Genomic DNA, 24,848 nt, shown 5'->3' with positions numbered 1-24,848 from the left:
ATGGAGACGATCCTTCACCCCATCGAGCCGGTGTATGACGCGCGCTCCCGCATTTTGATGCTCGGCAGCTTCCCCTCCCCCAAGTCCCGGGAGTACGGCTTTTACTACGGGCACCCGCAAAACCGGTTTTGGAAGGTGCTCAGCCGCATTTTGGAGGAGGAGCCGCCGAGAAGCAACGAGGAAAAGTGCCGGCTGCTGCTGCGCCATCACATCGCGCTCTGGGACGTGCTACATTCCTGCAAGATCAAGGGCGCGGCGGACGAGAGCATCGCCGACCCGGTCCCCAACGACATGGGACGGATCCTGGGGGCGGCCGACATCCTGGCGGTCTTCACCACCGGCGGCGCCGCCACCCGGCTGTTTCGGCGGCTCTGCACACCGGTGTGCGGAATCGAGTCGATCCCCCTCCCCTCGACCAGCCCGGCCAACTGCCGGCACTATGACCTCGAGCGGCTGGTGGAGGCCTACCGGGTCATTCTGGAATATCTGAAATAAACGAGCAGCCACCCGGCCGGGTGGCTGCTCGTTTTTTAACTATAGATTAGCCCATCTTTTCAATCATCCACCTCAGCACGCTCTCCCGCCCGCAGGAGAGGCTCGCCTGCAATGTCATCCCCTGCCGCGCGCCCTGCGGTAGCGGGCCGCCGAGGGCCACTCCGGCGGCGTAGCGGCGCTCCTCATCGGGCGCGTCCGAAATCTCCTCCACCTCCCCGGCGAAGGACTGGCCCGGGAAGGCGTCGAACTCCACCGTCACCGCCTGGCCGGGGTGGGCGCTCGCCACCGCAGTCTGCGGCAGATAGATCTGCACCTGTCCGCTCGGCAGGAGCTCGCCTGGGACCCGGACGGTCTCTTCCACCTGCACGAGGCAGGCGTAGGCGAATGCCCCCGCCAGCGCCAGGACCATGAAGGGGATGACGCGCGGCGGGCGGCTCTCCAGCAGCTCGCGGCTGTCGGTATATTCCGCAAACGTATATTCGATCACCTTCATGCGCTCACCCCTCCCCCGCGCCGGCCGGCTGCAGCATCTGGTTTTGCCAGAGGGCGCGGTATTTGCCCTCCACCGACATTAACTCGTCGTGTGTGCCGCACTGTACCACCCGTCCCCGGTCCAGGACATAGATCCTCTCGCAATGCATGATGGTGCTCAGGCGGTGGGCGATGACCACGGTGGTCACCCGTTTGGGGAGCGAGGCGAGCATCCCGGCGATCGCCTGCTCGGCGATGGAATCGAGATGACTGGTGGCCTCATCCAGGATCAGGAGGTCCGGCTCCCGCAGCAGCGCCCTTGCAATTGCCAGGCGCTGCTTCTGGCCGCCCGAGAGATTGGAGGCGCCCTCCTCGAGCAGGGTGTCGTACCGGTCGGGCAGCCGCTCGATGAATTCATCCGCCCGGCATCTTCGGCAGGCGGCGATCACCTCTTCCAGGCTCGCCTGCGGCGCGCCCAGGCGCAGGTTTTCCAAGATGGTGCCGCTGTAGAGGAAGATGTCCTGCGGGACGTAGGCGGTCCTTTCGCGCAGCGCGGCGAGCGAGAGGTCGCGGATGTCGTATTGACCGAAGCGGATTTCCCCCTGCGCGATGGGGTAAAGTCCCAGCAGGAGCTTACAAAGCGTCGTCTTGCCCGAGCCGCTCTCCCCCACCAGCGCGACCCGCTCCCCGGCGCGGATGTCGAGGTCGATCTCATGCAGCACCGGCTCGCGCAGCCCGTAGCCAAAGGTGAGCGAACGCACCGAAATATCGGTGCAGAGGCTTTCGGGCACACATTTGCGGCGGTCCGCGCCGGTCAGCTCGGGGGTTGCTTCCAGCAGCTGCCCGAGACGTTTGGCGGCGACCACAGCCGCCTGCATTTCGGGCTGCAGGTCGATCAGGTTTTTGATCGGCTCCAAGAAGAAAAGGAGCAGCGCGTCGAAGGTGAGCAGCGCGCCGAAGGTCATCTCCCCTTGCAGCACCAGCAGGGACCCGGCCCAAAGGATTACCATCCCGCCGACCAGGGAGACCCCGCCGCTGAGGGTTTCCTGCAGGTTCTCGCACCGCCCGGCGCGAAAGATGCTGCGCAGCATCCGCACAAACTTCTGCTCGGTCTTCCCCGCCACCTTCTCCTCGGCCCCGAAGGCCTTGACAGTCTCGATCCCGTCGAGCGACTCGACGAGATAAGAGGTCAGCTGGGCATTGTCCTCCATCGCCTGCTCGTTGGCGCGGCGCATGGCGGGGCCGAGCGCCAGCACCAGCGCGGCATAGAGCGTCACGATCAGCACTGAGATGAGGAAGAGGCGCGGGCTTTGCCAATAGAGCAGCACGGCGCCGCCCGCCGCCATCAGGGTGTCGAGCAGCAGCGTGATGGCGGCACCCGAGACCGCCTCGCGGATTTTTGAGGTGTCCTGCAGCCGCGAGATGATCTCACCGGTACGCCGGGAGCCGAAGAAGCCCATCGGCAGGCCCAGCACATGCTGGTAGCTGCCCAGAATCAATGGGATGTCCAGCCGCTGGCTGAGATAGAGCATGAGGTGCCCGCGGCAGCCCTCGAGCGCAACGCGCAACAGGTAGAGCGCCAAAATGCCGATGGACACCGCATGCAGCGTCCGCGCCGCGCCGAAAGGGATGATCGCATCCATCAGGAATTTGTAGTAAAAGGAGGCGCCGATCCCAAGCAGGGTGATCAGCAGCGAGGCGAGCAGGATCAGGCCGAGCAGCTTGCGCTGCGGGGCCAGCAGCCGCAAAAACTGGCGGAACACGCCCTTTTCCCGGTTGCCTCGCTCAAAGCCGGCCGAGGGGGCCAGCAGAATGAGCGCGCCGCTCCACCCGTCGAGAAAGTCCTCCAACGGCTGGCGCAGCAGCCCCTTCGCCGGGTCGGCCACCAGCACATGCCGCCGCCCCACTTGGTGGAGCACCACATAGTGCCAGACCCCCTCCGGGGTTTTGACGTGGGCGATGGCCGGGAGCGGAAAGCGGCTGCGAAGCGCTCCAGCGTCCCCGCGCACCGCCTTGGCGAAAAGGCCCAGCTCCTTTGCCGCCGCCAACAGCCCGGCGGCGCTGGTGCCCTGCCGGTCGGTGCAGGCGGCCTCGCGGATTCGGCCGATCGGCATCTTCAGCCCATATTGCCGGCAGACGGTTGCCAGACAGGCCGCGCCGCAGTCGGTCACATCCTGCTGCCGGATGCAGTAATAGCGCGCCATGCTTCCCTCCCCTTTCCACTAAAAAGATAGAGCCACCCTTTGGGGTGGCTCTATCTCATAAGGGATGTAAAGAAGCCGCAGACTAACGGACTTTAGAGGTTTTCTTGGGTTTACTCTTGAATTTATGGCCAGATTTTATTGTTCCTCTAACATAAGAACCGCCGCCATTGATCGAATCAAGCTCTTTCTTCGAGGAAATTTCCTCAAACAGGCCAATCGTCTTTTTCTCCATGTTGTCTGATCTCCTTTTTTATTCCGTATTTGGGCAGACATTGCACCGCCTACCAGAATAACCAAAGGAGCATAATCCCTCAATTGATTTTGCACACCCCGCTTCTTTCTCAGCGAAGCTTCTCCGGGCTCCAAAGCCGCAATATTATTTTTATTAAAATTGCCGATAGTCCCAAAAGGACACGTCGATCGTCAAATTTAGCATATCATTCTTTCTTGGCGGATTCCCGTGAAACCGGTCGAAATCCTCCGATTTAAAGATTCGGTTGTCGGTTTCCTCCCCGCTCCAGCCGCTCGGGCACAGGCAGATAGATTCTGGACAGGAGAGGCCATTAAAGCCGTTGACCAGGCTTTTGAGCGGCAGTTCGCGGTTTCCGCTCAGCCTTTCGTTGTGCCCGACATAGAAAGCCCAGCCGGGCGAAAGCAGCCCGCGGATGAAGATGTTGAGGTCGGGACAGTCCATCGCCCTGTATTTTTCCAGCCTGACGCCGGGAATGGACAGCGCCCGAACCCGTTCCATCGTCTTGTCAAACGACCCGATATCCACCACCAGAACCTCGTCCACCTCGCCGAGCAGACTGGCGATGCACTCGCAGACCGTGCTTTCATTGTCCAGTGTAATTAAGATAGCCGTCAGCCTCTTCGCGTGACTGCACCCCACAACCCGCATGAGTGCCAGAGTGATGTCCTCGCGGGAAAACACATCGAAGAGCGGAATCATCCGGTCCCATACCTCCTGAATTTCGAGCGGGACAGAAACGAGATGCCGGGTGATGGAAAGCAGGTAATCAATCCGATTGAGAGAAACCTGATCGAACAGGTATCGTTTCTTGATATAAAGCAGATATTCCCGTTCAAAGAGCCAGAAGTTCCAATGCAGCTTTCGGCTCCATATACATCCTCCACCACGGCAAAAAATAAGGGACGGCGGCCATAGCCCCATCCCCAAAGCGCCGCTTGCATCCAGTATACGGATTTTTTGAAACGCCGGCAGCAATATTTACAAACCATGCGCGATTTTGCGCACAGTTTGTCGAATTACCAAATATTATCTTATTTCTTCGTATATTTTGTCAGGAACTTTCAACGAAATTTCAAGGCTGAAAGAGTGATCGTCACTGTCCATTGTCAGGACGCCGCCGTACTTTTCTACTGCCGCACGGATACCGGGCAGTCCGAAACCATGACTGGTCTTGTCCTCTTTTGTCGTAAAGATTTCGCCGTCCACAATTTCCACCTTTTCCTTGACCGAATTGCGAATGCTGTAAAACCAAAAGCTATTCTTGTGGACGTAGGTATTTATTTCGATCAGGGAATTCTTGAGGCCTTCGCAGGCCTCGATCGCGTTTTCACAGGAATGGCTTAGAATCAACCCGAGGTCATCCGGCGGCATAAATTCCCGGTCCGGCAGAATCGCGTTGATCTTCATTGTGATTCCCCGTTCCGAGGCAAGCGCATGGTAATGTCGGAATACGGCATCGGCCGCCGTGTTTTCGCTAAAGAAGCGTGGCGTCGATTTCACAACCTTGTGCAATAAGGTTTCCAAATCATTTGTGGCCCTTTCCAAGTTGCCAAGCTGGACGTTATAGAGGGCTGTAATCAACTTACTTTTCATGTCATGACGTATCTTTTTCGTTTCATTTATTGATTCGTCAATCCGCTTATTGTGTTCTGTCTGATAAACCAACTGCTTGGATAGCGCAAACCTTTGACTGTTAATCATTCTATTTTCAAAGATTTTCTTCAGACAAATATAAGCCATTGTAATAAATTCCATTACAGCCAAAGCAAGAACTGTTAACAATATTAAGTTTGTTATATTTTGATATTTAAACGTTTTCAAGATAGTAATTTGTGTTAAAGGGAACAAAATTAAAAACATTAAACTGTATGCAATTGATTGTTTTATCGAAAGTTTTTCTATCATACCGCGTACTGTATACCCATTTCTAAATTTCCTTATAAAAATAAATAAAGGAATCAGCAGTACACATCTTGATAAAATTAATAGTAAGGATGATAAGAAAATTTCAGTTAATTCAAAGTTAGCTTGAGCAATGGTACCGGCTAAGATTAACGATTCAAAAGCATAACAGAGTATCCGAACCAATAATATGGTACCTAGTTTATTTATTAGTTTATCACGGTAAATAACCAAGCAAGCAATCGCAATATAATTATTAAAAATTTTATCTTTTGTGTCAAAGTAGAAAATATCCACATAACAAATCAGCAAAAGATAAATTCCGAGTACTATTGCTGTCGATTTCGCCTTCGACCACCTGCGCGTCAGGAAGGTGTCAAACATAAACAGATGGGTAAATAGATCGATGCTTTCATACAGCCAGTCGATTAAAATATTAGTCAGCAAACGCCGGCACCCCTTCCTTGAGATATTGGTGCATAGCCAGGCCCAGCGGTTTTGCGGCCTTTTGACTCAATTCGGCTTCACTGCCGTCATCCATGTAGACTTTTCCCATCTTGCCACTGTAATTGTCGACGTGCTTCAAATTGACAATATAACTGATGTTGACTTTGAAAAAGCTCCTGCCCCTGAGCTCCTTTTCCAAAACCTTGAAGGTCTTCTTGACCAGATAGTCCTCGTCCCGCGTATGGATGACAATTCCTCTGCCATCGGGATTCGACCGGAAATACAGAACGTCGCCGTACCGGATTTTCTTTTCCCCATCCCGATAGAGCACCGTGAATTCCTCGCCCTTGAGACGGGCAAGCTCTTCCTTCGTCGAAAGATAGCTCTCTTCCAGCTTGTTCGCCAGGATCGACTTTGTCAAATAACGAAATACTCCATGCTCATAGCCTTCGTAAGAATATTCCGGGTGGACGGTCGTGAAGACCACGATCGGCACCTCTCCGCCGTCGTTCCGCTTTTTCTGATAAAACTTCGCAACGCGCCGGCCGTCGATCTCGTCCATCTCGATGTCAAGATAGACCAGCTCGAACCGCTCCCGGCTGGCCAGCAGCTCACGGCCGTTGGCAAATTCATGAACGTCGCACTCCTCGCCGAAGTCGAGCAGCATTCTGATTAGCAATCCTTTGAATTCGTCCCGGAATACTTCATCGTCGTCACAAATTGCGATACGCATGATGTCCCCTCCAAGCTGTTACTCCTTGGACTTGTGGACCTCACGCAACAATTCCATGTACTCGCCCAATTCCCGATGCTTCTCGCTAATTGCCCTGATGAGCCCTTCTTCCGTCAGGTCAACCGGATTGTCGCGCCGAAACGACACCTGCTCGTCGATTAACCCGAGCAGATAATCCAGCGTTACGTCGAAAATCCGCGCAATCTTGATTTTCATCTCGTCGTCAGGATTGCTGCGGTTGGTCTCGTACGAGGAAATGGTATGATAGGAAATGTTCAGCTCATTCGCCAAATCCTGTTGTGTGAGTCCCTTGTCCTTTCTTAAATCGGCCAATCTGTCTCCACGCATATTATACCATCTCCCGAAAAAAATGAAATACGAATCTCACTCCAATTGTCAAAAGATTAACAGGCACTCGCCCTATCTCTCCATAACTCTCCATAAGTGTTACCCGTATTACCTTTTTGGGATTTCTGCTTTCCCTAACTCGGCCTATCACACCACAGCACGCCGTAAGTTTAGTATTACGATAGTATAAAGAAAAGCCTTAACCATTCATTCGTGGTCAAGGCTTTCGTTTTTTACTGTATTTCTTCTATTTCTCCAGTATCTTTGTTTACATGGTATTCTTTAAGGAGCATACCGCTGAAACGCAATTTTGCATCATGTTCTTCTTTGTCAACATATTCATACACAGACACATCGAGCAGATTTCCCATGACAGAGATTTTAGTTGTTGTCTTGTAATTGAAGTTGACTATTGCATGGATTTCATCATCGCTCTTGAAATACTCTTTGTAGTAGTCCAAAGCATAGTCCTGCATTTCAATGTTTTCTGCGATTGAGGCAATTCTCCAATTACCTGTCACATCATTAGGAACATTGGTAACCACAAAGGAAATATCATCTTTTGTTGTACTTTCGTTTTGCTTTTCCTCTGTATGCTGTTCTGCTGAACTGATAGTGTCCTTTGCTCCGTCCTCAACGCTGTCTTTTGTTCCAGTATTTCCGAAGATAGCGGCCAGAATAACGACAACGATTACCCAAAACCACCACTTCTTGAAAATCGGCTTTTTGACTCCGTTTTTGGTTGCTTTATCTTTCATAATGCCATACCTCCAAGTTTTGGTTGATATTAGCATTATAGCAGAGTGTAATACAAAAGTACAGTATAATTTTAACTCACTATTGTGTCATAGTTTTATGTCCCTTGTCAATACTATAATGTAATTAAAATCAATGGAGGAATTGCATTATGGAGAAATTTATCGTAACACCTAAAGAAGATAAATCTGTCACCATGACGATACGCATAGATAGAGCCTTGCAAGAGGAATATAACGATTTAGCAGCTAAGACGAATCGTTCTCGTAATGAACTAATCAGCATGGCTTTACAATATGCCCTTGACCACATGGAATTGAAAGATGAATGATGACTAAATGAGAGCCTTTGGATTTTTTTCCTCTGGCTCTCAATTATTTATGCGTTCAATCGTAAGAACTCATTTACCTTTGTTGCTACTTCCTCTTGCTGTTCCTCAAAGCTATGAGCATAGATGTTCATTGTAGTGGAACAGGTTGAATGTCCTAATGTCTTTGATATTTCAATGATATTGACTTCCAGATAATTGAGCAGGGTAGCACATGAATGTCTCAACCCATGAAGCGGAATAATCGGTAATTCCTCTAATCCCTCAGCCTTTGCTTTTTCTGGATTATTCTGCACCCACTCATTATAGCGGTGTAAATGCTTTGTGAAATACTGATAAGGTGTTGTATGCCCCATAAGCTTTCCGTCTGCTTGAATGAACAGATTACCGCCATTGCTCAAATCGCCTTGCCATGCAGTACCATGACTAAATCGTGTCTGTATGTACTCAAAGTGATACTGCTTCAAAAGTGGGATTACATCATCTGGAATAGATACCTTTCTGACAGATTTCTTTGTCTTAGGCTCTTTATAATCAAATCCGTTTTCCGTCATACCCACAGACTTTGAAATAGAGATTTTCTTTTCCTTAAAGTCAATATCATTCCAGTGCAAAGCAAGTGTTTCGCCTTTTCTGAATCCGCAGAACAATGAGAGAGTAAAGAACACTTTGTATTGTGTAGGCACAGTATAGGATTCTGTGTACTCATTCACATAGTATGGTTTACCTGTATCATCAATACGCTGATGGCCTTTGTAGGTTACCTCGTATGACATATCCAGAGATTTCATAAACATCAATGCTTGCTTTGGAGTAAAGAACTTTAAGCCCTCGTCCTCGTCTTTTCTCTTTGGTTTTTGTGCGTCTTGGCAAGGATTGTTCTCAATCATGCTGTAACGCTTGGCTGTCTTAAAAATCAGATTCAACACATTAGCAAATCTCTTTATTGTACCTGCGGAATAATCGTCAACCAGAGTTCTATAAAAGGCTTCAATGTGTGGTGTTTTGATATGAGCAATCTTGTCTCCCTTAAAGTAGGGAATGATTCTACTTTCCAAAACCTGTTTATATCCTGCATAGGTACCATAAGCAATGTTATCTTTAACACTCTCAAGCCATTTGTATGCAAAATCTTCAAATGACATTTTTTCTGCGTTGTAGTCGTAGCCATATTTCAGTTTATCTTCCATATCCATGGCATACTTCTTCGCTTCTCGTTCTTGTTGTTTGGGTGTTGCTGACTGATTGACTGAATATGTAAGATTCTTAACCAGTTTGTTTCCCTTTTTATCGTATCCTTGACAGATAACTATAAATTCTGATACCACATCAACAAGCGGCCATTGCTCGCTGTTTTGCTCTGTATCTTTTCATGGATTTGCTGATTCGTGCGTTACGAGTGCCATAACTGCAATTTTCCTTGTTTGTCATAAGTTCCAGATTGTCAATGCAATTATTCGTTTTGTTTTCGTCCTTATGATTGATTTGCATACCCTCTGGAATTGCACCTTTATGTGCCATGTAAACAAGCCTATGCACTCTCATGTGCTTTTTGATTCCCTCATCATTAAACACATCGACCTGTTTATATCCTCGTTCTGTAATACCTTGTGGTAAAAGCCTGTCACTTTTTAAGCTATACACCTGCCCGTCAGTAGAAATAAGATACCTTGAAAATCCCTCTGCCTGTTCCCATTCAACAGGGGTATTGCTTTTATGCTGTGTTACTCTCTCCGTCATTGCTCTCAACCTCCGTTTCGCCGGTATTGAGAAACTCAATGAATTTATCCACATTCACAAGAAACTTATTACCGGACTTAATATGTACGATTTTGTTCTGTTTGCACATTTGCCAAAGTGCTTTATATGAAATACCAGATTCATCTGCAAGAGTCTGTAAAGGCACCATACGAGGAATGCGTACATCTGATACAATAAAGTTAAACTCCTGCTCTGGTAAAGTGTTCGTATTATTCGCATTATTCTTCTTTGCCATTTTGTATTCTCCCTTTCGATTAGGGACACGAATACAAATTCATCTGAACTATTGTATTGTTGTCCATGTTTTTGTGTTTGCTCCGTCTGGACAACTGGACTATTCTTTAGTGACCGATTTATTTTATTCTCAATTTTATGTTTATCCCCAGAGGTTCTCTGTTGACTTCTGGTGAACTTTTATCCTATACCATAGGAATACATTACCTTATGACTTCTGATTCAATCTGGATTATCCTGTGTTATTCTGGGATTATCCTTTATGCTGTCTGTTCGTCTGGATTCCATGCGGAAGGCTTCTTAAACGCATTGACCTGTTTTTCAATGTTTCTAAGGTGGAATCCCTGCATATACACAGAAGCAAGCCCCTGTTCAGCTTCTTTCAGTTCAGATTCTTTCAATCTGTCAAAAGCCTGTTCAGCAGAAGATTTACTACCCTCAAAAGCACGCTCCCTAATCTTTGCAGATACCATATCAGCATAAGCAGGATATTTAAGCAGTTCCAGAACAGCCTTGCTACCGATAACACCAGAATTGATAGAATCTGTCAAAACCTTAGTAATACGGTTTGCATGATTGCTGTTCATTACCTTAGGCATCTGAGACATAAGCTGAAGTGCTTTGCTCTGTACTGCCTGTGTATCGTCCTGTTCGTTTGCATAGTCATAACCACGATTGCGGATTTCCTCAACTCTGTTATTCATACGGTCATACACAAAAGCATTTTCAGCAACCATATCCTGCAATTTGCCCTGGAGTTTTTCATAGATTTCATTTACCATGTTCTTATCTACACGCTTATACACAGAAATAAAATCTCTGACGCTTGCAACCAGAATACGCACATCATCAATGGTCTTTGTTTTTCTGAACTGTTCAAGCAGTTTATTGTAGTTCTCAACGATAGTCAGCCCGTTGTTTGCAATAGTATTGACTTTAGCCATTTTCTTCTTCCTCCCATTCGATATTTTCGTTTTCGTCTGACACAATCACAAATCCTTGTTCCTTGTAGAATGTATCATACGCACCTTGCGTTACCTCTGTGGTAACTGTTCCGTTTGTAATCTTTACCATAGTTATTCGTCCTCATTTTCATCTGGGGCATTGTTCCATTCATCTTCCCAGTCATCTTCGTTCCAGTCCTCGTTTTCTTTACCGTATGGAACAATCCTAATCACAGTAGGAGCAGTATCTTCTGTACCGTCTAAAAGAAAAGCAGTATTTGCACCATAAGCCTTGTCAATGATGTACTTACAAGCATTGAATCGGTCCTTGTTATATCTGTCATTGGCAATCTGGATTATGCTTTGCAGAGCTTCAACGGTAGAAGATTTAAGCAACCTCTGAAATTGCTCCTTTTGTGATTTCTGCTCTGCGGTTTGCTTAGGTCTGCCTTTTGGATTACCACTTTGTCCTTTAGCATAAGGCATAGAAAATCACTCCTTCCTACATATCATAGATGTTCACGCTCCTTGTTGTAGGATTCCAGTTCTCTATGAATTTCTGTTTTACTTTGTCTTGTGAGAGATGAGATAAAATCTCTTGCTTTTCCTGTATCTCTGCTTTGAGAGATTCAATCAGCATATTGTAAGCCTGTGTTCCCGTTCTGGGTTTGTGCTTCAATGTAATGTCTGCTGATATGCGTTCTACCTGCATTAGTGAACACCCCCTTACTGTTAATGTACTGTTATCTGTTTGTGTATCTGTCTCATATAATTATGGACAAGATTTGATTTTTGCAATTTGCTCAAATGCCTTGTGAAACACCTTTTACACCCCAATGAATGGTGGTTTATGCTCAATTTATGAGATTTTCAGTTTTTCAAGTTTGGGGTCGCAGGGTAACATCGAATGTAACTTTTCAGACCTGTTTTATCCTAAAGAGTTGTGCATGAGTTTGAGCGTTCTAAGCACATCCTCTGGAAAACCCATATTTTTCTCTCGATAAAATGAAACAATGCGTTTTGAGCTATCAGGCTGTTTCTTGAATACATACCACTTCTTTAATGCCTTGCGTAACACCTCAGTATCTACAATGAGTTCCTTACACTTAATCAAAGTTTCGCTTACTTCCTTTCGTGGAGTAGAGCAAGTTAAACATTCAAATATCTCTTGCACACAAGCATTCAGCATAGGCGTAATATTCTTTTTGCATATCTCGTCAAAGGTTTCTTGGTACTGGTCAATCAGCGCTTTGATTGCTTTCCTTGTGAGAATGTCCTCTAATGATTTCTTGCTCGAATACATACGGTCAAGCATTCTGTCTAAGAACACCAATTCCACACGAATCAGATTTGACTCAACTTTAAGATTGCCTGCTTGCCTTTGCTGAAAGGTTTTGTCATACACCTTTAACACCCATTCATGGGGCTTGGTTGTTGTGATTCCTCGTTCTGGTTTCCTGTGTGTTTTTCCGTTTGGGTCGGTTTCCTTATAAACAGTAACCTTTGCAAATGACCTTTCAAACAATCTAATCACATCCTTTGGCTTACAATTCCCAACGCATTTTATCGTTAGATTGCACTCCATTTTTGTGACACTCATCATTGAGAGAAATTCATCAGAATACTTATCCTTTAAGTGCTTTTGCAAATATGACCTCATGTGCTCAATGACTTGGTTTCTTACCAATTCGATTTTGATACAATCAGATAGTTGAAATGGCTGCACATTATTTGGCCTGATTGCGTTAGGCAAATTCACATAAGCAGACAGTTTGCCACCCCAACAAGATATTTTCATAATGTCATTTCCAGATTCATTCGTGAGATTTTCCTCTGGAAGATTTATGCTCTCTAAGCCTTTTATTGTAAGTTGCAGTTGAAAATTCATTCCGTCTGCACCTTGTAGTTTTTTCTTTCCCATTTTCACACCTCGCCCATTGCTTTCTTTATGTCTTTGATTATTGAAGCTGTTTCCTTGATAATTGCTTCGATTAAAGCAATGTAGCTTTCAGCATAATAATTTCTTTCGTCAGTCTTTGCTCCGTTCATATTCAATACCTCACATTCTTTGCTCACATATATTCATCAATGCAATTCACATCAATGCTGTTCAAGATTTCCCTTAACTTGATAAATTCTTCCTTAGAGAAAGTGATACCACGCAAAGGATATTGCAATCCGTCTCTGTCAGATACTCGCCATGCTCTAATATCAAACACAGGCTTCTTGTCGTTCCACTTTACAATCGACACTTCCTTTGAGAATCCACGAAAGCCCACCATGATAGTGTCAATATGTTCCTTAACTTCGTACTCGGTAACCTTACCAGCATTACACGCAAATTCATGCTTATTTGTTTTGTTATCCATTTTCCTTGTTCCTTTCCTTTTGATTTTAGGCAACAAAAAAGAGAAGCCAGTTAAACCTCGTCTAAAGGTAACTTTGCTTCTCTAAGCATTCAAAATATTAAATTAACTTGTCTTTTCCGACCTGTATATATTATACCACATTATTTTCTGAAAGTACATAGGCAAAATAAACTTTTTTCCTTATTTTTCCGACTATTTTCTTGAGGTCCTTTTTATATATAATCCTCAGATTAACCAGATTGACCCCAGATTGATTTTAATGGATTAACCTATATTTTATATATCCTATTCCTAAAAGTCAATTCTGGATTATCTGGGAACTTCTGATGATACCCCTTAAATAAACAGTAATACAATAGTATAAAGTTGTTATGCCTATCCACAAAATACAAAGAAAATTAAGGGCAAATAAACCGAAACTCATTTGTTCAGTTTTGCATTGTGCAGTATGAGAGATAATTGTCTGAAAAGCCTTTAACTGCAATACTTTGTTGACCTTTTCTGCCTTGCAAAAAGTAAAACTCAATGCTATGCTTTTGCTATATTGCTTGTGATGTCAGTATTACGCTTGCTGAACAAACAAGCACAATCATAGAAAAATATATCTTACTTTCCGGGAATTTCAGCAGAAAATTAGAATTCACCACGATTTTGTCCGAGATTCTACTAAACGGCTGTATCTGTAACGTCGAATATCATCGAAATCCGCCTTGGATTGCCGCTTGGATGAGAAATGGTTTTATGCTATACTAGCATTATAGCATCTTACCGAATCCAATTTAACTGGGGGCTATAACATGAAACCTCTTATCGGAATGACCGCCGCGCTCGAACCGGCTGTCGGCGCGTTACAAACAAACTCCTGGAGCCTGTACAAAACCAACCACGACTATGTGGATTCGGTGCGCCGCTCGGGCGGCACGCCGCTCATGCTGCCGTTCGGTACTTTGGAGGAGGCCAGGCAGTACGCCGCCGCGATCGACGGGCTGCTCGTTCCCGGCGGCGGGGACATTGCGCCCCTGCTCTACGGGGAGGAGCCGATCAGGGGGGTGACCTATGTCAGCCGCGACTTTGACCGCTTCGAGATCGAACTAATCCGGGAGGCCGCCAGGCTGCATAAGCCCATCCTCGGCATCTGCCGGGGGCATCAGGTGCTCAACGTGGCCTTTGGAGGGACCCTTTATCAGGACCTCCCCTCCCAGCTGCCGGACACCATCTGCCACTGCCAGGCCAACGAAATCCGCGGCGAGCTGTTCCACAGCGTCTCGCTGGTGCCGGGCAGCAAGGCGGCTTCCCTCATCGGCAAGACCGAGATCGAGGTCAATTCCTTCCACCACCAGGCCGTCAAAAAGCTGGGCGAGGGGCTCGTCTGCTCCGGCAAGTCGCCAGACGGGGTGGTTGAAGCCATCGAGGCGAAAGAAGGCTTTATCGTGGGCGTGGAGTGGCATCCGGAGAACCTGTCCGAGCACCATGCGGAATACAAGCGCCTCTTTGACGGGTTCGTCGCCGCCTGCGCGAAATAGACCGGGATATATGGAAAGGCCCTCAGCGAATGCTGAGGGCCTTCTTTGTCCTTGTCATTCCTTCATCTTGATGTGCAGGTCGGCGGCGCTCTCGTCCACCGTCACCACATAGGTGGAACGGCTGGAGAGCACCAGACTGCGCGCGGCGTGGACCGGCTCGCCGTACTGGTCATAGGCGACCTTGAAGATTGAAAAGAGCGGATCGCCCGGCGCACACATCAGCACCCGGCTGTCCGTAAGCGAGCACAGCTCGATGTCAAACTCCCGGTAGGCCTTACTCAGCACGATCCCGTATTCCTCCTCGAGCAGCCGGTAGGTCGACACGTCGTCCTGCACCCGGGTGAGCAGCTCGGGGAAGCGGTAGGCCGAATAGTAGGCGGTGTCGAGCATCAGCGGCGCGGCCCCGTCGTACATCACCCGCCGCAGCCGGATCACCGGGTCGCCCGGGGCCACCCCCAGGCGCTGCGCGACCGGCTCCTCGGAGGGGATGAGCCCCTTTTCCAGCACCAGGCGCCGGGAGGTGCGTCCCGAACGGGACATCTCGTCGGAATAGCCGCGGATGTTGTCCATGCTCTTCTTCTGTTTTTGATTGGCCACGTAGGTGCCCTTGCCCTGCCGCCCCTCGAGAAGGTTCTCTCCCGCCAGCTCCTTGAGCGCGCGGCGCACCGTCACCCGGCTGACCTCGTACCGCTCGCAGAGCTCCGCCTCGGAGGGCATGCGCTCCCCCGGGCGGTAAACCCCGCTGATTATGTCGTTTTTGATCAGCTGCTTGAGCTGGTCATACAGAGGTTTGGAGCTGTTGGTATTGAGCATCGTATGCCCGCCTTCCATATAGAAAAACCGGGCCGCCCGGCTCTGTGCGCGGCGGCCCGGTCCCTCGTTTTAAAATAAATGATTACAGCTTGTGCGGATAGCCGAATCCGCCGGGAATGGTGCAGGTCTTGGCCGCGCAGGTCGCCGCAAAGTCGAGGGACTCGACCGGATCGCCGGTGTGGGTGTACTTGGTCAGGAAGCCCGCGATAAAGCTGTCGCCGGCGCCCATGGTGTCCACCACCTCGGTCTTCTTGATCCCCTGCTCGTAGAGCTTGCCCTCGATCGAGAAGAGCGCGCCTTTGCCGCCGCGCGTCACACCGACGATCTTGGTGCCCAGCTCATGACAGGTGCCGATCAGCTTCTTGATCTCCTCTTCGCTCAGATCCGCGCCCGAGAAGAAGCCGTATTTGGCGTAGGGGCAGACCTTCTGCAGGTATTCCTCATCGCGGTAATCGGAGAAGTCGAACGAAAGCTCGACCACGCCCTGGAGCTTATGCAGCTCATGCTCCAAAAGGGAGTAGCAGCTGCTGTGGCAAAGGTCGAACCCGCCGAGATAGGCGAGGTCGTCCTTGGTCAGGCACATGCTCACGATCTGCTGCGCGGTGTCCTTGGCGATCCCGCCCACGAAGATGCGGTCGCCCTCCTCGTTGAGGTTGACCCCCGGCTGGCCGGTCGGGGCGTGCAGGACGCGGGAGCGCTCATAGCTGATCCCTTCCTGGTCGAGCGCCCACTTGAGGTACTCCGCCTTGTCGTCGTCGCCGAAAACGCCCATATAGGCCGCTTCCTCAAACCCGTCGCGCTTGCAGTTGACCGCGACGTTCACACAGTTGCCGCCCGGATAGTATAAGCCCTGATGGAGATAACAATCGCATACGTTGTCGCCAAGACCAATCATTCTCATAGGTGATACAGCTCCTCTTTTTTTATATTGGGGAAATGACTCCGAACCGGTTTATAAACCCCAAAAATGAGGCCCGATACGAAACGAGCCTCATTTTTGGATTTTGAATCGTCAGATTTTCAGCGTATGGATTAGTACTCCATTCTCCACATATAGCGGCGCACGCTCATCGGATGGCCTCTGTGATCGGCCAGGGTGTCGGCATAGTCGCGCAGCACAACGCCGGCAACCAGCGGGCAGAAGTAGCCCTTCAGATCGTCGCAGACGCCGTCCATGTCGAACTCCTCGGCATCGATGAGGGTGATCTCCTTGCTGAACTTCTTGCAGAAGGCATGCGCTCTCTCATCGAGCGGGCGGCACTCGTCGAGGCCCTTGATGATGATGAACGGAACGTCATAATCGGTGATCTCGAACGGGCCGTGGAAGTACTCGCCGGAATGGATCGCGGAGGAATTGATCCACTGCATCTCCATCATCAGGCAGATGGCGAAGGAATAAGCGACATCATAGTTGGCGCCGCTGGCCATGGTGTAGAGGATGGTGGCTCTCTTATACTTCTCACCGAACTCCTGGGCGCGCGCGGCGTATTTCTCCTTGTTGGCGGCGAACAGCTTCGGGAGGTTGTCTACGCACTTGATGGCGCGCTCATATTTCTCATTGGGCTGGATGGCGTTCAGAATGCCGAACACAACCGCATAGAGCATGGCGTCGCGGCCGTTGGAGTCGTCCGCCTCGTCCTTGGTGTTGTAGTGCACGTCGAACTCGCCAGCCTTCCACAGCGGGGAATCGACCAGGTGGGAGAACGCGATGGTGGTGGCGCCCTTCTCGCGGGCCAGCTCGCAGGCCTTCACAGTCTCGGGGGTGTTGCCGCTGTGCGAGCAGGTCAGCACGACGGAATCCTTGCCCAGCGCCTTCGGCATACGATGCACGAACTCGTTGGAAGAATAGATGGTCGCGGGGATCTCGGTCTCCATGTCGAATATGTACTGGGCCGGGCCGAAGAAGGCCTTGGAACCGCCGCAGGCGATCAGATAGAAGTGGTTGATTTTGCCCTTCGCCTTAACCGCGTTTACCGCAGCGGCGACCTGGTTGAGATGTTCCTGAGTCATTTCAAATTCCTCCTGTTTACTTGTATTATGTTGTGTTACAACATGCTAAACCGTTCTGGCTATAGAATATACTCCGCTAGCGCTTTTGTCAAGAGAAATCCGCAAGTTTTTGTGTCTATTTTCTAAATTGTTCTATATTGTACTCTTACCACCCCGCACAACCCGCAGAAACAAGCCGTCCGCCGGACAGGACCAGGATTTTACGGATTGAGAATGATCGCGGGGCGCACCGAATAGGAGGTGCCAACCGGCCCCATGCTGGTAACGCCCCCCGACGGGAGCAGGACGGTACAGGCATAAACCGGGGCGACTGGAAGGCTCGAGTCCGGGGAGCGCAGCCACGCGCGGGAACCGGCATTGGCATACGCCACGGCTACCGGCGTATAAAAGGAGGGGGTACTAGCCGTCACTCCGCTGTCGGCAAAGTGGCAGAACTGCCTGGTTTCGGGGTAGCTGTCCGGCACACCCGCGAGATAGCCATAGATTTCGTAGAAGCTCGGCAGCCAAGCGAGGTCCTCCACATACTTGTGCGCGGACAGCTTTTGCTGCCAAGACGGTCCCAGGCTTGCCGCGAACTCCTGGCAGCTCGCGCGCACCGCGCTCGTGCTGTAGGCGTTGTCGCCGCCGAACATACTGCTTGCCGCGTTGAAGTTGGCCAGCAGCACCACCGATCCGGGCTGCCCGCCATACTTGGTACCGTCCTCGTCAATGACCCACCAGCTGCGCCCCGCCCAGCTTACCGTCTGCCCGAGCTTATCCGGCGCGATGGGGTTCCCGCTGTCGTCCGGTGGGCAGGCGTCCACCGCCACGGTGGCCGCGGCGGCCACCTTTCCGCCATAGACGCTCGCCGTAACGGTAGCCGTCCCCCGCCCCACCGCCGTGATCAAACCGCTGTCGTCCACCGTGCAGACGGCCTCGTTGCTCGAAGCCCAGGACACCGGGGCGGTGTAATTTTTCACCGTCATATAAGGGTGGCCCGTTGAGCCCGTGGCCCCGGCGCCCGGGTTTTTCTGGGCGGCGAGCGCGAAGTTTTTTTGCCCCGGCGCGCTGTCGCTCCAGAGGTACAGCGGACCGCTCCCCAGTGCCCCGTGAGGGCCTTGCAGCGTCAGGCCCTTGATGGCGTTGTAGGTCATGGTGACCGTCTTGCTGGCCCCCTTTCTCAGCCCGGCAAACAGCCCCTTCGGCTTGGAGGTAACGGTAATGGTGAAGTCGGTGTCCTCCTGCGGCGGGTTCTCAAAGGGCAGGTAATAGGTATACTGCCACCCATCGGTTTCCGTCTTTGCAGCGTCCGCCGCGATGGTCCGCCCGCCGCCCGAGGCGGACACGGCAAAGCCATCGATGGCCTCGTCATGGGCGCTCACCGGCAGGATGATATATTCGCTTTCCCCCACGGCCCCGGCCGGGAGGCGCAGGGCCAGCAGAAGCGCCAGTATGGCGAGCGCCGTCAGCCGTTTCGTCATCATATTTCCTCCTTTAATAAGACCGTTAGCATAGGCTGCTTGCGGTCTTCCCTCCGGGGGGAAGAGACGAAAAAAAGACCTTTTTCTTGCATTTTCCGCCAAAGGAGGATATAATTAGGAAAAGATTGGGAGGCAGCAAAGAGTTTGCTCCACCCTCCCGCGAAAAGCCAGACGTTTGGGACCGCAAGCAGCCTATGCTTACGGTCATTTTATTTTGTGCAAAACGTTGAAACCACTTTAAGCGGGTGCTATACTAAAAACCGAATCAGGTCTCGGCCTGTCGTGGGAACCATATCCATATGGATAGAGAAGTTTGGAAGGCGTGAGCGGTTTGCAGACAGTGCGCAAATCCCCCCTGCCGGTGCGTGCCGGCAGATTTTTGGAGCGTCATTTTTCGGGCGAGGGCATTGCGATGCGGGACATCGTCGCCCTGATCATTCCCATCCTGGTGGACCAGGCCTTCGTGGTCTGCCTGACCCTGCTCAATACCGCGATGGTCAGCACCTCCGGAGTGGCGGCGGTCAGCGCGGTCAACATGGTGGACTCGCTCAATATCTTCCTGCTGCAGGTTTTCATCGCGGTGGCCACCGGCGGCACGGTGGTGGTCGCCCAGTACCGCGGCAGCGGCAACGAGGAGATGGTGGTGCGCTCGGCCGCGCAGGCCATTTCGGCGGTGGCAATCCTCTCGCTCGTCATCAGCGTGCTGCTGATCATCTTCCACGGCCCGGTGCTGGGAGTCCTCTTCGGCAAGGCCGAAGAGGATGTGATGGAGAACGCGCGCGTCTATCTCATCGGCAGCTGCGTCTCCTACCCCTTCATCGCGGTGGTCGAGGCCTGCTGCGGCGCGCTGCGCGGCGTGGCCGAGACCAAGTCCTCGCTCGGGCTCTCGCTGGTGACCAACCTCGGCTACATGCTGCTCAACGTCCTGTTCATCACCGTCCTCGACCTGGGGGTGCGCGGGCTTGTGATCTCGCTGATCGCCTCACGCCTGATCGGGATGGCGATCTCGCTGCTCTATCTGAGCCTTTACAACCACACCCTGCACTTCCATATCCGCGATGCGCTCAAAATCGACCCCGCCATCCAACGCCGGATCATGTTCATCGGCCTGCCCTTCGCCGCCGAGCAGATGTTCTTCAACGGCGGCAAGCTGCTCACCCAGACCTTCATCGTAGGGCTCGGCACCCTGTCGCTGACCATCAACGCCATCTGCTCGTCGCTGACCAACCTCTTCCAGATCGGCTCGAACGCGCTGAACCTCGCCGTGGTCACGGTGGTCGGGCAGTGCATGGGCCGGCGCGATGTGGCGGACGCGCGCAAATTCGTCAAGTCCTTTATCGGGCTGTCCACCTGCTCGTTTATTTTGGGGGCTTCGGTCATGCTGCCCCTCTTCCATCCGCTCGTCTCCCTGTTCCATCCGCCCGCCGAGATCGTGCCCACCATCTTCACCATTGTGGCCATGACCGCAATCGGGCAGCCGCTGCTCTGGTCGATGAGCTTCATCACCCCCTCGGCCCTGCGCGCGGCGGGCGACTCGAAGTTCACCTCGGTCGTCTCGATGTGTACCATGTGGCTCTTCCGGGTGGTGATGGGCTACGTCTTCGGGATCACGCTCGGCTTTGGGATCATCGGCGTCTGGGCGGCGATGAACCTCGAGTGGGGGGTGCGCGGGCTGGTATTCATGCTGCGCTTTCGCGGCAACAAATGGCATGCGCACCATGTGATTTAACCTTGGATATCCGTCCATATTGGTTCATATAAGGAGGTCATTGCAATGATTCATCAAAGTATTACCGAGCTCATCGGCTCCACCCCGCTGCTGGAGCTTTCCCGCCTCGAGGAAGCCTATAGCCTGAAAGGGCGGCTGGTGGCTAAAATGGAGTCGCAAAATCCCGCCGGCAGCGCCAAGGACCGCGTCGCGCTCTCGATGATTGAGGCGGCCGAACGCGCGGGGGCCCTAACGCCCGGCTCGGTCATCATCGAGCCCACCAGCGGAAACACCGGCGTGGGGCTGGCCGCCATCGCGGCGAGGCGGGGCTACCGGGTGATCCTGACCATGCCCGAGACGATGAGCGTCGAGCGCCAAGCACTTCTGCGCGCCTACGGGGCCGAGATCGTCCTCACCGAGGGGGCCAAGGGGATGAAGGGCGCCATCGCCAAGGCCGAGGAGCTCGCGGCCGCCTCGCCCGGCGCGTTCATCCCCGGCCAGTTCGAGAACCCCGCCAACCCGGCGGCGCACCGCGGCTCGACCGGGCCGGAAATCTGGAAGGACACCGAGGGGAAGGTGGACGTGTTTGTCGCCGGGGTGGGCACCGGCGGCACCCTCAGCGGCGCCGGCGGTTATCTGAAGGAGCAGAATCCCGCGGTACGGGTGGTGGCCGTTGAGCCCGCCGCCTCCCCCGTCCTCTCGAAGGGTACCGCGGGAGCGCACGGAATCCAGGGCATCGGCGCGGGCTTCGTGCCGAAGAACCTGGATACCGAGATCTACGACGAGATCATCCCGGTGGAGGAGGGGGACGCCTATGCCGCCGGGCGCGCGCTCGCCCGCAAGGAGGGCGTGCTCGCGGGGATCTCCTCGGGCGCGGCCGTCTGGGCGGGAATCCAGCTCGCCCGGCGGGACGAGAACGCCGGCAAGCTGATCGTGGTATTGTTGCCCGACACCGGCGAGCGCTACCTCTCCACCCCGATGTTTAAAGAAGTCTAACCGAAAAATTCCCAATACGGCATAGCCAAAGGGCGCCCGTCTTTTCTTCGGACGGAAAAGTGATTCTGTGCCCTTTCCAAAGTATTGAAAGCAAAGCTTTCAATACTTCCGATATGGTAGTTTCGGAAAGACTATGCCTTATGTTATAATAGTACCCGGCAACGCCAGAAAACAATAAATGAGGTTGACGTATGAAAGCAATTATCTTCGATGTAGACGGCACCCTGTGGGATACCACCCACGTCGTAGCCAAGGCCTGGAACCAGGCGATCAAGGACTGCCATATCCCCTACCGGGGGACGATCACATCCGACCGGCTCAAGCAGGAATTCGGCAAGACGATGAGCGCGATCGCGGCGAGCGTCTTTTGCGAGCTGCCCCTGGAGCAGCAGTTCCCCGCGATGGAGGACTGCGTACGCTACGAGGGAATCTTTATCCCCAAGCACGAGGGCAGCCTTCTCTACGAAGGGGTCAAGGAGACGATCCCGCAGCTCGCGAAGGACCGCAGGCTCTTTATCGTCTCCAACTGCCAGGGCGGCTACATCGAGCTGTTCATGCGCAAAAACGGCTTTGAGCCTTATATCACCGACTTCGAGTCCTTCGGCAATACCGGCCGCCCCAAGGGGGAAAATATCCGCCTGATCATCGAGCGCAACGATCTTCGCGAGGCCTTCTACGTCGGCGACACCCAGGGGGACTACGAGGCCTGCCAGCTGGCGGGCGTCCCCTTCGTGTTCGCCTCCTACGGCTTCGGGCAGCCCAAGGGGTACGCTGCCAAAATCGACCGCTTCTCTGATCTGCTGACCCTTTCGCTTTAGGCGATCCGCCACTTTTATAAAAGGAGAGCTGCCCATGGCCCGTCCGCCCGGCGACGTAACGCCGCCCACCCCGGCGCAGCAGGAGCGCTTCTTTACCGTCTGCCAGCAGGTGCTCGCCGACCGCAAAGGCGGCGGGGGCCCCACGGGCGGGATCGGCACGCTGGGCGAGCGGACCCTGCACGCCGTGCTAAAATGCTATCTTGAGCCCGACGAGACGCTGCACGAGGTGAAAATCGGCCGGCGGGTCGCGGACATTGCCCGGGAAAACGAAATCGTGGAGATCCAGACCCGCAGCTTCGGGCGGCTGCGCGAAAAGCTCGATCGCTTCCTGCGCGAGCGGCCGGTCACGGTGGTCTATCCCATCGCGCGCATCAAGTGGATCTACTGGCTAAACGAGGAGGATGGCTCCCTGACAGAGAAGCGCCGCTCGCCCAAAACGGGCGCGCCGTGGGACGCCTTCTACGAGCTCTATCAGCTGCGGCCGATGCTCGGGAGCGCGGGGCTGCGCTTCCAGCTTCTCTTTCTGGATATGGAGGAGTACCGGCTCTTAAACGGATGGAGCGCGGACCGCAAGCGGGGCTGCACCCGCTTCGAGCGCATCCCGCTCTCGCTTCGGGGGGAGCTCCTGCTCGATTCCCCCGGCAGCTGGCTTTCGATGGTCCCGCCCGGCCTGCCCGAGCCCTATACCTCCCGGGACTTCGCCAAGGTCGCCGTCCTCTCCCGCCCCACCGCCCAGAAGGCGCTGAGCGTGCTGCTGCAAACCGGGGCGGTCGAGCGGGTGGGCAAGGAAAAAAACAGCTACCTCTACCGCACCAGGACATGAAAGGAATGGTCATGATGAAGGTCTATCTGCTCGATACCGGCACCCTTTTGGCGGACAAGGGCGGGATCGTCTACCGCGGCGGGGACGCGCCCAAGGAAACGGTCCGCCTCCCCGTGCCTGCCGTGCTGATCGATCATCCGCAGGGGAAAATCCTCTACGACACCGGCTGCCACCCCGACGCGATGAAGGGCTACTGGCCGCAGAACATGCAGCGCGCCTTCCCGCTGACCCAGGAGCCCTCCCAGCGGCTGGAGCGCCAGCTGGCGCTGTGCAATACCACGCCCGGGGAGATCAAAACGGTGGTGATCTCCCACCTGCATCTCGACCACCTGGGCGGGATCTACCTCTTCCCGCACGCCGACGTCTACGCGCCCAAGGCGGATTTCCTCCACGCGCTGAGCGAGACCCACCGGGTCAGCGATCCAGAGCGCCACGGCGGCTACATCAAAAATGACCTCGAACAGCCGGTGAAGGAATACCACCTCATCGAGGGGGATTACACCCTCGCGCCGGGGGTGGAGCTTCTGAGCCTGCCCGGGCACACCCCGGGGCTGCTCGGTATGCTCGTGCAGCTGGATTGCGGCACGCTGCTCTTCCCCCAGGACGCGGTCTACACCGCCGAAAACTACGGCCCGCCCGCCGTCCCCGCGCGTAGCCCCTACGACCGGGAGCTGCTGCTCGCCTCGATCGAGCGGGTGCGGCGGCTGCAAAAGGAGTACGGCGCAAAGGTTTTCTTCCCCCACGACTGGGATTTCTGGCAGACGGTGCGGCGCGCGCCGCAGTTTTACGAATAAGCGGGGGAACGGATATGTTTGGAAGAAAAAAAGACAAAGAGCCGCGGCAGACAAATGAAGAGCGCTTCCGGGCCGCGCTGGAAGCGATCGGGCTTCCACCGGACCTCGATTTCGAGCAGGCAAAAGCGTATCAAAGCAGCACCAAAACCTATGAGCGAACGGTGGACGGCGTCAGCGTCACTTATACCCAGAAGACGGTCAACGGCAGCACCGCCTGTTTCAAGGTGGAAAACGGCGAGGAGTTCCCGGTCTCCGAGGCCGAGTTTAAGGAATTCCGGGAGCAGGTCGGCGGCCGGCCGGCAAGGGAGCGGCCCGGGGCCAGGGCGGACTCCCCCTCCCCGCCCAAAAGCGCGGGCAGGCAAAGCCTTACGCTGCGCTGCCCTTCCTGCGGGGCCAAGAACAAAATCGAGGCGGGCGAGTGGGATTACTGTTCCCGCTGCGGCGCACAGATTTTTGGAGAGCAAAAATAAAAAGTGGGAAAGGGCCCGGCAGCTAATGCTGCCGGGCCCTTTCCTGCCGGTTTTTGTTGCATTTTCAGCCGGGATATGGAATAATGAAAGCAACACAGGTGTTGCAGAAACCTACACCTTTGCCAATCCCGCATTTTTGCCGCGGCCAGCCTGAAAAACGGGCTGGTTTTTCCTGTTTTCAGGGGAAA

At 52.9% G+C, this 24,848-nt stretch carries 31 protein-coding genes; 9 read left to right on the top strand and 22 right to left on the bottom strand.

Features of this window, described 5'->3' with window-relative positions:
- Nucleotides 1–495, top strand: coding sequence for a DNA-deoxyinosine glycosylase (locus tag EDD78_RS02755; RefSeq protein WP_132083882.1), 495 nt, complete (start codon nucleotides 1–3; stop codon nucleotides 493–495).
- A 46-nt stretch (nucleotides 496–541) separates the two neighbouring features.
- Here the strand turns inward: EDD78_RS02755 and EDD78_RS02750 are convergent, their stop codons facing one another.
- From EDD78_RS02750 to EDD78_RS02720, 8 genes are all read right to left on the bottom strand, one after another.
- Entirely contained in the window at nucleotides 542–988 is a 447-nt protein-coding gene (locus EDD78_RS02750; RefSeq protein ID WP_132083881.1) for an HlyD family secretion protein, read from the bottom strand.
- Nucleotides 989–992: 4 nt separating this feature from the next.
- The gene (locus tag EDD78_RS02745; RefSeq protein WP_079699560.1) at nucleotides 993–3,170 is read right to left on the bottom strand and encodes a peptidase domain-containing ABC transporter; all 2,178 of its coding nucleotides are present in this window, start codon (nucleotides 3,168–3,170) and stop codon (nucleotides 993–995) included.
- A gap of 82 nt (nucleotides 3,171–3,252) precedes the next feature.
- Nucleotides 3,253–3,402, bottom strand: a complete 150-nt coding sequence (locus tag EDD78_RS13900; RefSeq protein WP_159448998.1) for a hypothetical protein — start codon at nucleotides 3,400–3,402, stop codon at nucleotides 3,253–3,255.
- Nucleotides 3,403–3,555: 153 nt separating this feature from the next.
- A complete protein-coding gene (locus EDD78_RS02740; protein WP_079699561.1) occupies nucleotides 3,556–4,122 on the bottom strand; it encodes a glycosyltransferase family protein in 567 nt (188 codons plus the stop codon).
- Nucleotides 4,123–4,449: 327 nt separating this feature from the next.
- Nucleotides 4,450–5,772: an ATP-binding protein gene (locus EDD78_RS02735; RefSeq protein ID WP_132083880.1), complete on the bottom strand. Its 1,323-nt coding sequence runs from the start codon at nucleotides 5,770–5,772 to the stop codon at nucleotides 4,450–4,452.
- Nucleotides 5,762–6,505, bottom strand: a complete 744-nt coding sequence (locus EDD78_RS02730) for a LytR/AlgR family response regulator transcription factor (protein ID WP_079699574.1) — start codon at nucleotides 6,503–6,505, stop codon at nucleotides 5,762–5,764. The genes EDD78_RS02735 and EDD78_RS02730 overlap by 11 nt, the downstream gene beginning before the upstream one ends.
- Before the next feature lie 18 nt (nucleotides 6,506–6,523).
- The gene (locus EDD78_RS02725) at nucleotides 6,524–6,853 is read right to left on the bottom strand and encodes a helix-turn-helix domain-containing protein (RefSeq protein WP_132083879.1); all 330 of its coding nucleotides are present in this window, start codon (nucleotides 6,851–6,853) and stop codon (nucleotides 6,524–6,526) included.
- 233 nt (nucleotides 6,854–7,086) lie between these two features.
- Nucleotides 7,087–7,611 (bottom strand): hypothetical protein, encoded by a 525-nt coding sequence (locus tag EDD78_RS02720; protein ID WP_132083878.1) that lies wholly within the window; start codon nucleotides 7,609–7,611, stop codon nucleotides 7,087–7,089.
- A 149-nt stretch (nucleotides 7,612–7,760) separates the two neighbouring features.
- Between EDD78_RS02720 and EDD78_RS02715 the strand changes: the two genes are divergently transcribed.
- Nucleotides 7,761–7,940 carry a hypothetical protein gene (locus tag EDD78_RS02715; RefSeq protein WP_009532310.1) on the top strand — a complete coding sequence of 60 codons (180 nt, stop codon included), beginning with the start codon at nucleotides 7,761–7,763 and terminating at the stop codon, nucleotides 7,938–7,940.
- 47 nt (nucleotides 7,941–7,987) lie between these two features.
- On the opposite strand, the gene EDD78_RS02710 is transcribed toward EDD78_RS02715, so the two are convergent.
- From EDD78_RS02710 to EDD78_RS02675, 10 genes are all read right to left on the bottom strand, one after another.
- Nucleotides 7,988–9,127: a tyrosine-type recombinase/integrase gene (locus EDD78_RS02710; RefSeq protein ID WP_165873084.1), complete on the bottom strand. Its 1,140-nt coding sequence runs from the start codon at nucleotides 9,125–9,127 to the stop codon at nucleotides 7,988–7,990.
- Between the two features lie 139 nt (nucleotides 9,128–9,266).
- A complete protein-coding gene (locus EDD78_RS02705; protein ID WP_165873083.1) occupies nucleotides 9,267–9,677 on the bottom strand; it encodes an HNH endonuclease signature motif containing protein in 411 nt (136 codons plus the stop codon).
- Nucleotides 9,652–9,933 (bottom strand): hypothetical protein, encoded by a 282-nt coding sequence (locus EDD78_RS02700; RefSeq protein WP_132083875.1) that lies wholly within the window; start codon nucleotides 9,931–9,933, stop codon nucleotides 9,652–9,654. The genes EDD78_RS02705 and EDD78_RS02700 overlap by 26 nt, the downstream gene beginning before the upstream one ends.
- A gap of 259 nt (nucleotides 9,934–10,192) precedes the next feature.
- On the bottom strand, nucleotides 10,193–10,876 hold the full coding sequence (locus EDD78_RS02695; protein WP_132083874.1) for a hypothetical protein: 684 nt from the start codon (nucleotides 10,874–10,876) through the stop codon (nucleotides 10,193–10,195).
- Nucleotides 10,869–11,006 carry a hypothetical protein gene (locus EDD78_RS13895; RefSeq protein ID WP_165873082.1) on the bottom strand — a complete coding sequence of 46 codons (138 nt, stop codon included), beginning with the start codon at nucleotides 11,004–11,006 and terminating at the stop codon, nucleotides 10,869–10,871. Before EDD78_RS13895 ends, EDD78_RS02695 begins: the two co-directional genes overlap by 8 nt.
- Nucleotides 11,007–11,008: 2 nt before the next feature.
- On the bottom strand, nucleotides 11,009–11,362 hold the full coding sequence (locus EDD78_RS02690; RefSeq protein ID WP_066866681.1) for a DUF5681 domain-containing protein: 354 nt from the start codon (nucleotides 11,360–11,362) through the stop codon (nucleotides 11,009–11,011).
- Between the two features lie 16 nt (nucleotides 11,363–11,378).
- Nucleotides 11,379–11,588: a hypothetical protein gene (locus tag EDD78_RS02685; RefSeq protein WP_066866683.1), complete on the bottom strand. Its 210-nt coding sequence runs from the start codon at nucleotides 11,586–11,588 to the stop codon at nucleotides 11,379–11,381.
- A 216-nt stretch (nucleotides 11,589–11,804) separates the two neighbouring features.
- Nucleotides 11,805–12,797 (bottom strand): hypothetical protein, encoded by a 993-nt coding sequence (locus EDD78_RS02680; protein ID WP_132083873.1) that lies wholly within the window; start codon nucleotides 12,795–12,797, stop codon nucleotides 11,805–11,807.
- A 2-nt stretch (nucleotides 12,798–12,799) separates the two neighbouring features.
- Nucleotides 12,800–12,925: a hypothetical protein gene (locus tag EDD78_RS14160; RefSeq protein ID WP_256184603.1), complete on the bottom strand. Its 126-nt coding sequence runs from the start codon at nucleotides 12,923–12,925 to the stop codon at nucleotides 12,800–12,802.
- Nucleotides 12,926–12,948: 23 nt separating this feature from the next.
- On the bottom strand, nucleotides 12,949–13,245 hold the full coding sequence (locus tag EDD78_RS02675) for a PC4/YdbC family ssDNA-binding protein (protein ID WP_066866686.1): 297 nt from the start codon (nucleotides 13,243–13,245) through the stop codon (nucleotides 12,949–12,951).
- A 797-nt stretch (nucleotides 13,246–14,042) separates the two neighbouring features.
- On the opposite strand from EDD78_RS02675, the gene EDD78_RS02670 reads away from it, so the two are divergent.
- Complete coding sequence (locus EDD78_RS02670; protein ID WP_132083872.1) at nucleotides 14,043–14,768, top strand: gamma-glutamyl-gamma-aminobutyrate hydrolase family protein; 726 nt, start codon at nucleotides 14,043–14,045, stop codon at nucleotides 14,766–14,768.
- A gap of 54 nt (nucleotides 14,769–14,822) precedes the next feature.
- Here EDD78_RS02670 and EDD78_RS02665 read toward each other — a convergent pair whose 3' ends face one another.
- The 4 genes from EDD78_RS02665 to EDD78_RS14085 all read right to left on the bottom strand — a co-directional run bounded on the left by EDD78_RS02665 (nucleotide 14,823) and on the right by EDD78_RS14085 (nucleotide 19,051).
- Nucleotides 14,823–15,581, bottom strand: coding sequence for a GntR family transcriptional regulator (locus EDD78_RS02665; protein ID WP_165873081.1), 759 nt, complete (start codon nucleotides 15,579–15,581; stop codon nucleotides 14,823–14,825).
- 82 nt (nucleotides 15,582–15,663) lie between these two features.
- Nucleotides 15,664–16,482 (bottom strand): PfkB family carbohydrate kinase, encoded by an 819-nt coding sequence (locus tag EDD78_RS02660; RefSeq protein WP_079699578.1) that lies wholly within the window; start codon nucleotides 16,480–16,482, stop codon nucleotides 15,664–15,666.
- A 131-nt stretch (nucleotides 16,483–16,613) separates the two neighbouring features.
- Entirely contained in the window at nucleotides 16,614–17,591 is a 978-nt protein-coding gene (locus EDD78_RS02655) for an SIS domain-containing protein (protein ID WP_079699579.1), read from the bottom strand.
- Between the two features lie 200 nt (nucleotides 17,592–17,791).
- On the bottom strand, nucleotides 17,792–19,051 hold the full coding sequence (locus EDD78_RS14085; RefSeq protein WP_207668643.1) for an immunoglobulin-like domain-containing protein: 1,260 nt from the start codon (nucleotides 19,049–19,051) through the stop codon (nucleotides 17,792–17,794).
- A gap of 340 nt (nucleotides 19,052–19,391) precedes the next feature.
- Between EDD78_RS14085 and EDD78_RS02645 the strand changes: the two genes are divergently transcribed.
- The 6 genes from EDD78_RS02645 to EDD78_RS02620 all read left to right on the top strand — a co-directional run bounded on the left by EDD78_RS02645 (nucleotide 19,392) and on the right by EDD78_RS02620 (nucleotide 24,660).
- Nucleotides 19,392–20,780 carry an MATE family efflux transporter gene (locus EDD78_RS02645; protein ID WP_286170726.1) on the top strand — a complete coding sequence of 463 codons (1,389 nt, stop codon included), beginning with the start codon at nucleotides 19,392–19,394 and terminating at the stop codon, nucleotides 20,778–20,780.
- A 39-nt stretch (nucleotides 20,781–20,819) separates the two neighbouring features.
- The gene (gene cysK, locus EDD78_RS02640; protein WP_132083870.1) at nucleotides 20,820–21,755 is read left to right on the top strand and encodes a cysteine synthase A; all 936 of its coding nucleotides are present in this window, start codon (nucleotides 20,820–20,822) and stop codon (nucleotides 21,753–21,755) included.
- Between the two features lie 191 nt (nucleotides 21,756–21,946).
- The gene (locus tag EDD78_RS02635) at nucleotides 21,947–22,573 is read left to right on the top strand and encodes an HAD family hydrolase (protein ID WP_079699582.1); all 627 of its coding nucleotides are present in this window, start codon (nucleotides 21,947–21,949) and stop codon (nucleotides 22,571–22,573) included.
- Nucleotides 22,574–22,607: 34 nt separating this feature from the next.
- The gene (locus EDD78_RS02630; protein ID WP_242942182.1) at nucleotides 22,608–23,396 is read left to right on the top strand and encodes a DUF8091 domain-containing protein; all 789 of its coding nucleotides are present in this window, start codon (nucleotides 22,608–22,610) and stop codon (nucleotides 23,394–23,396) included.
- Between the two features lie 14 nt (nucleotides 23,397–23,410).
- Nucleotides 23,411–24,190 carry an N-acyl homoserine lactonase family protein gene (locus tag EDD78_RS02625; protein ID WP_132084111.1) on the top strand — a complete coding sequence of 260 codons (780 nt, stop codon included), beginning with the start codon at nucleotides 23,411–23,413 and terminating at the stop codon, nucleotides 24,188–24,190.
- A gap of 14 nt (nucleotides 24,191–24,204) precedes the next feature.
- Nucleotides 24,205–24,660 carry a lipocalin/fatty acid-binding family protein gene (locus EDD78_RS02620; RefSeq protein ID WP_132083869.1) on the top strand — a complete coding sequence of 152 codons (456 nt, stop codon included), beginning with the start codon at nucleotides 24,205–24,207 and terminating at the stop codon, nucleotides 24,658–24,660.
- Nucleotides 24,661–24,848: the final 188 nt, after the last annotated feature.

This window comes from Harryflintia acetispora (genome assembly GCA_004340125.1).
In the GTDB taxonomy this organism is placed as follows: Bacteria; Bacillota; Clostridia; order Oscillospirales; family Ruminococcaceae; genus Harryflintia; species Harryflintia acetispora.
The sequence above is the reverse complement of the archived record's forward strand: the minus strand, read 5'-3'. Positions and strand labels throughout refer to the sequence as shown.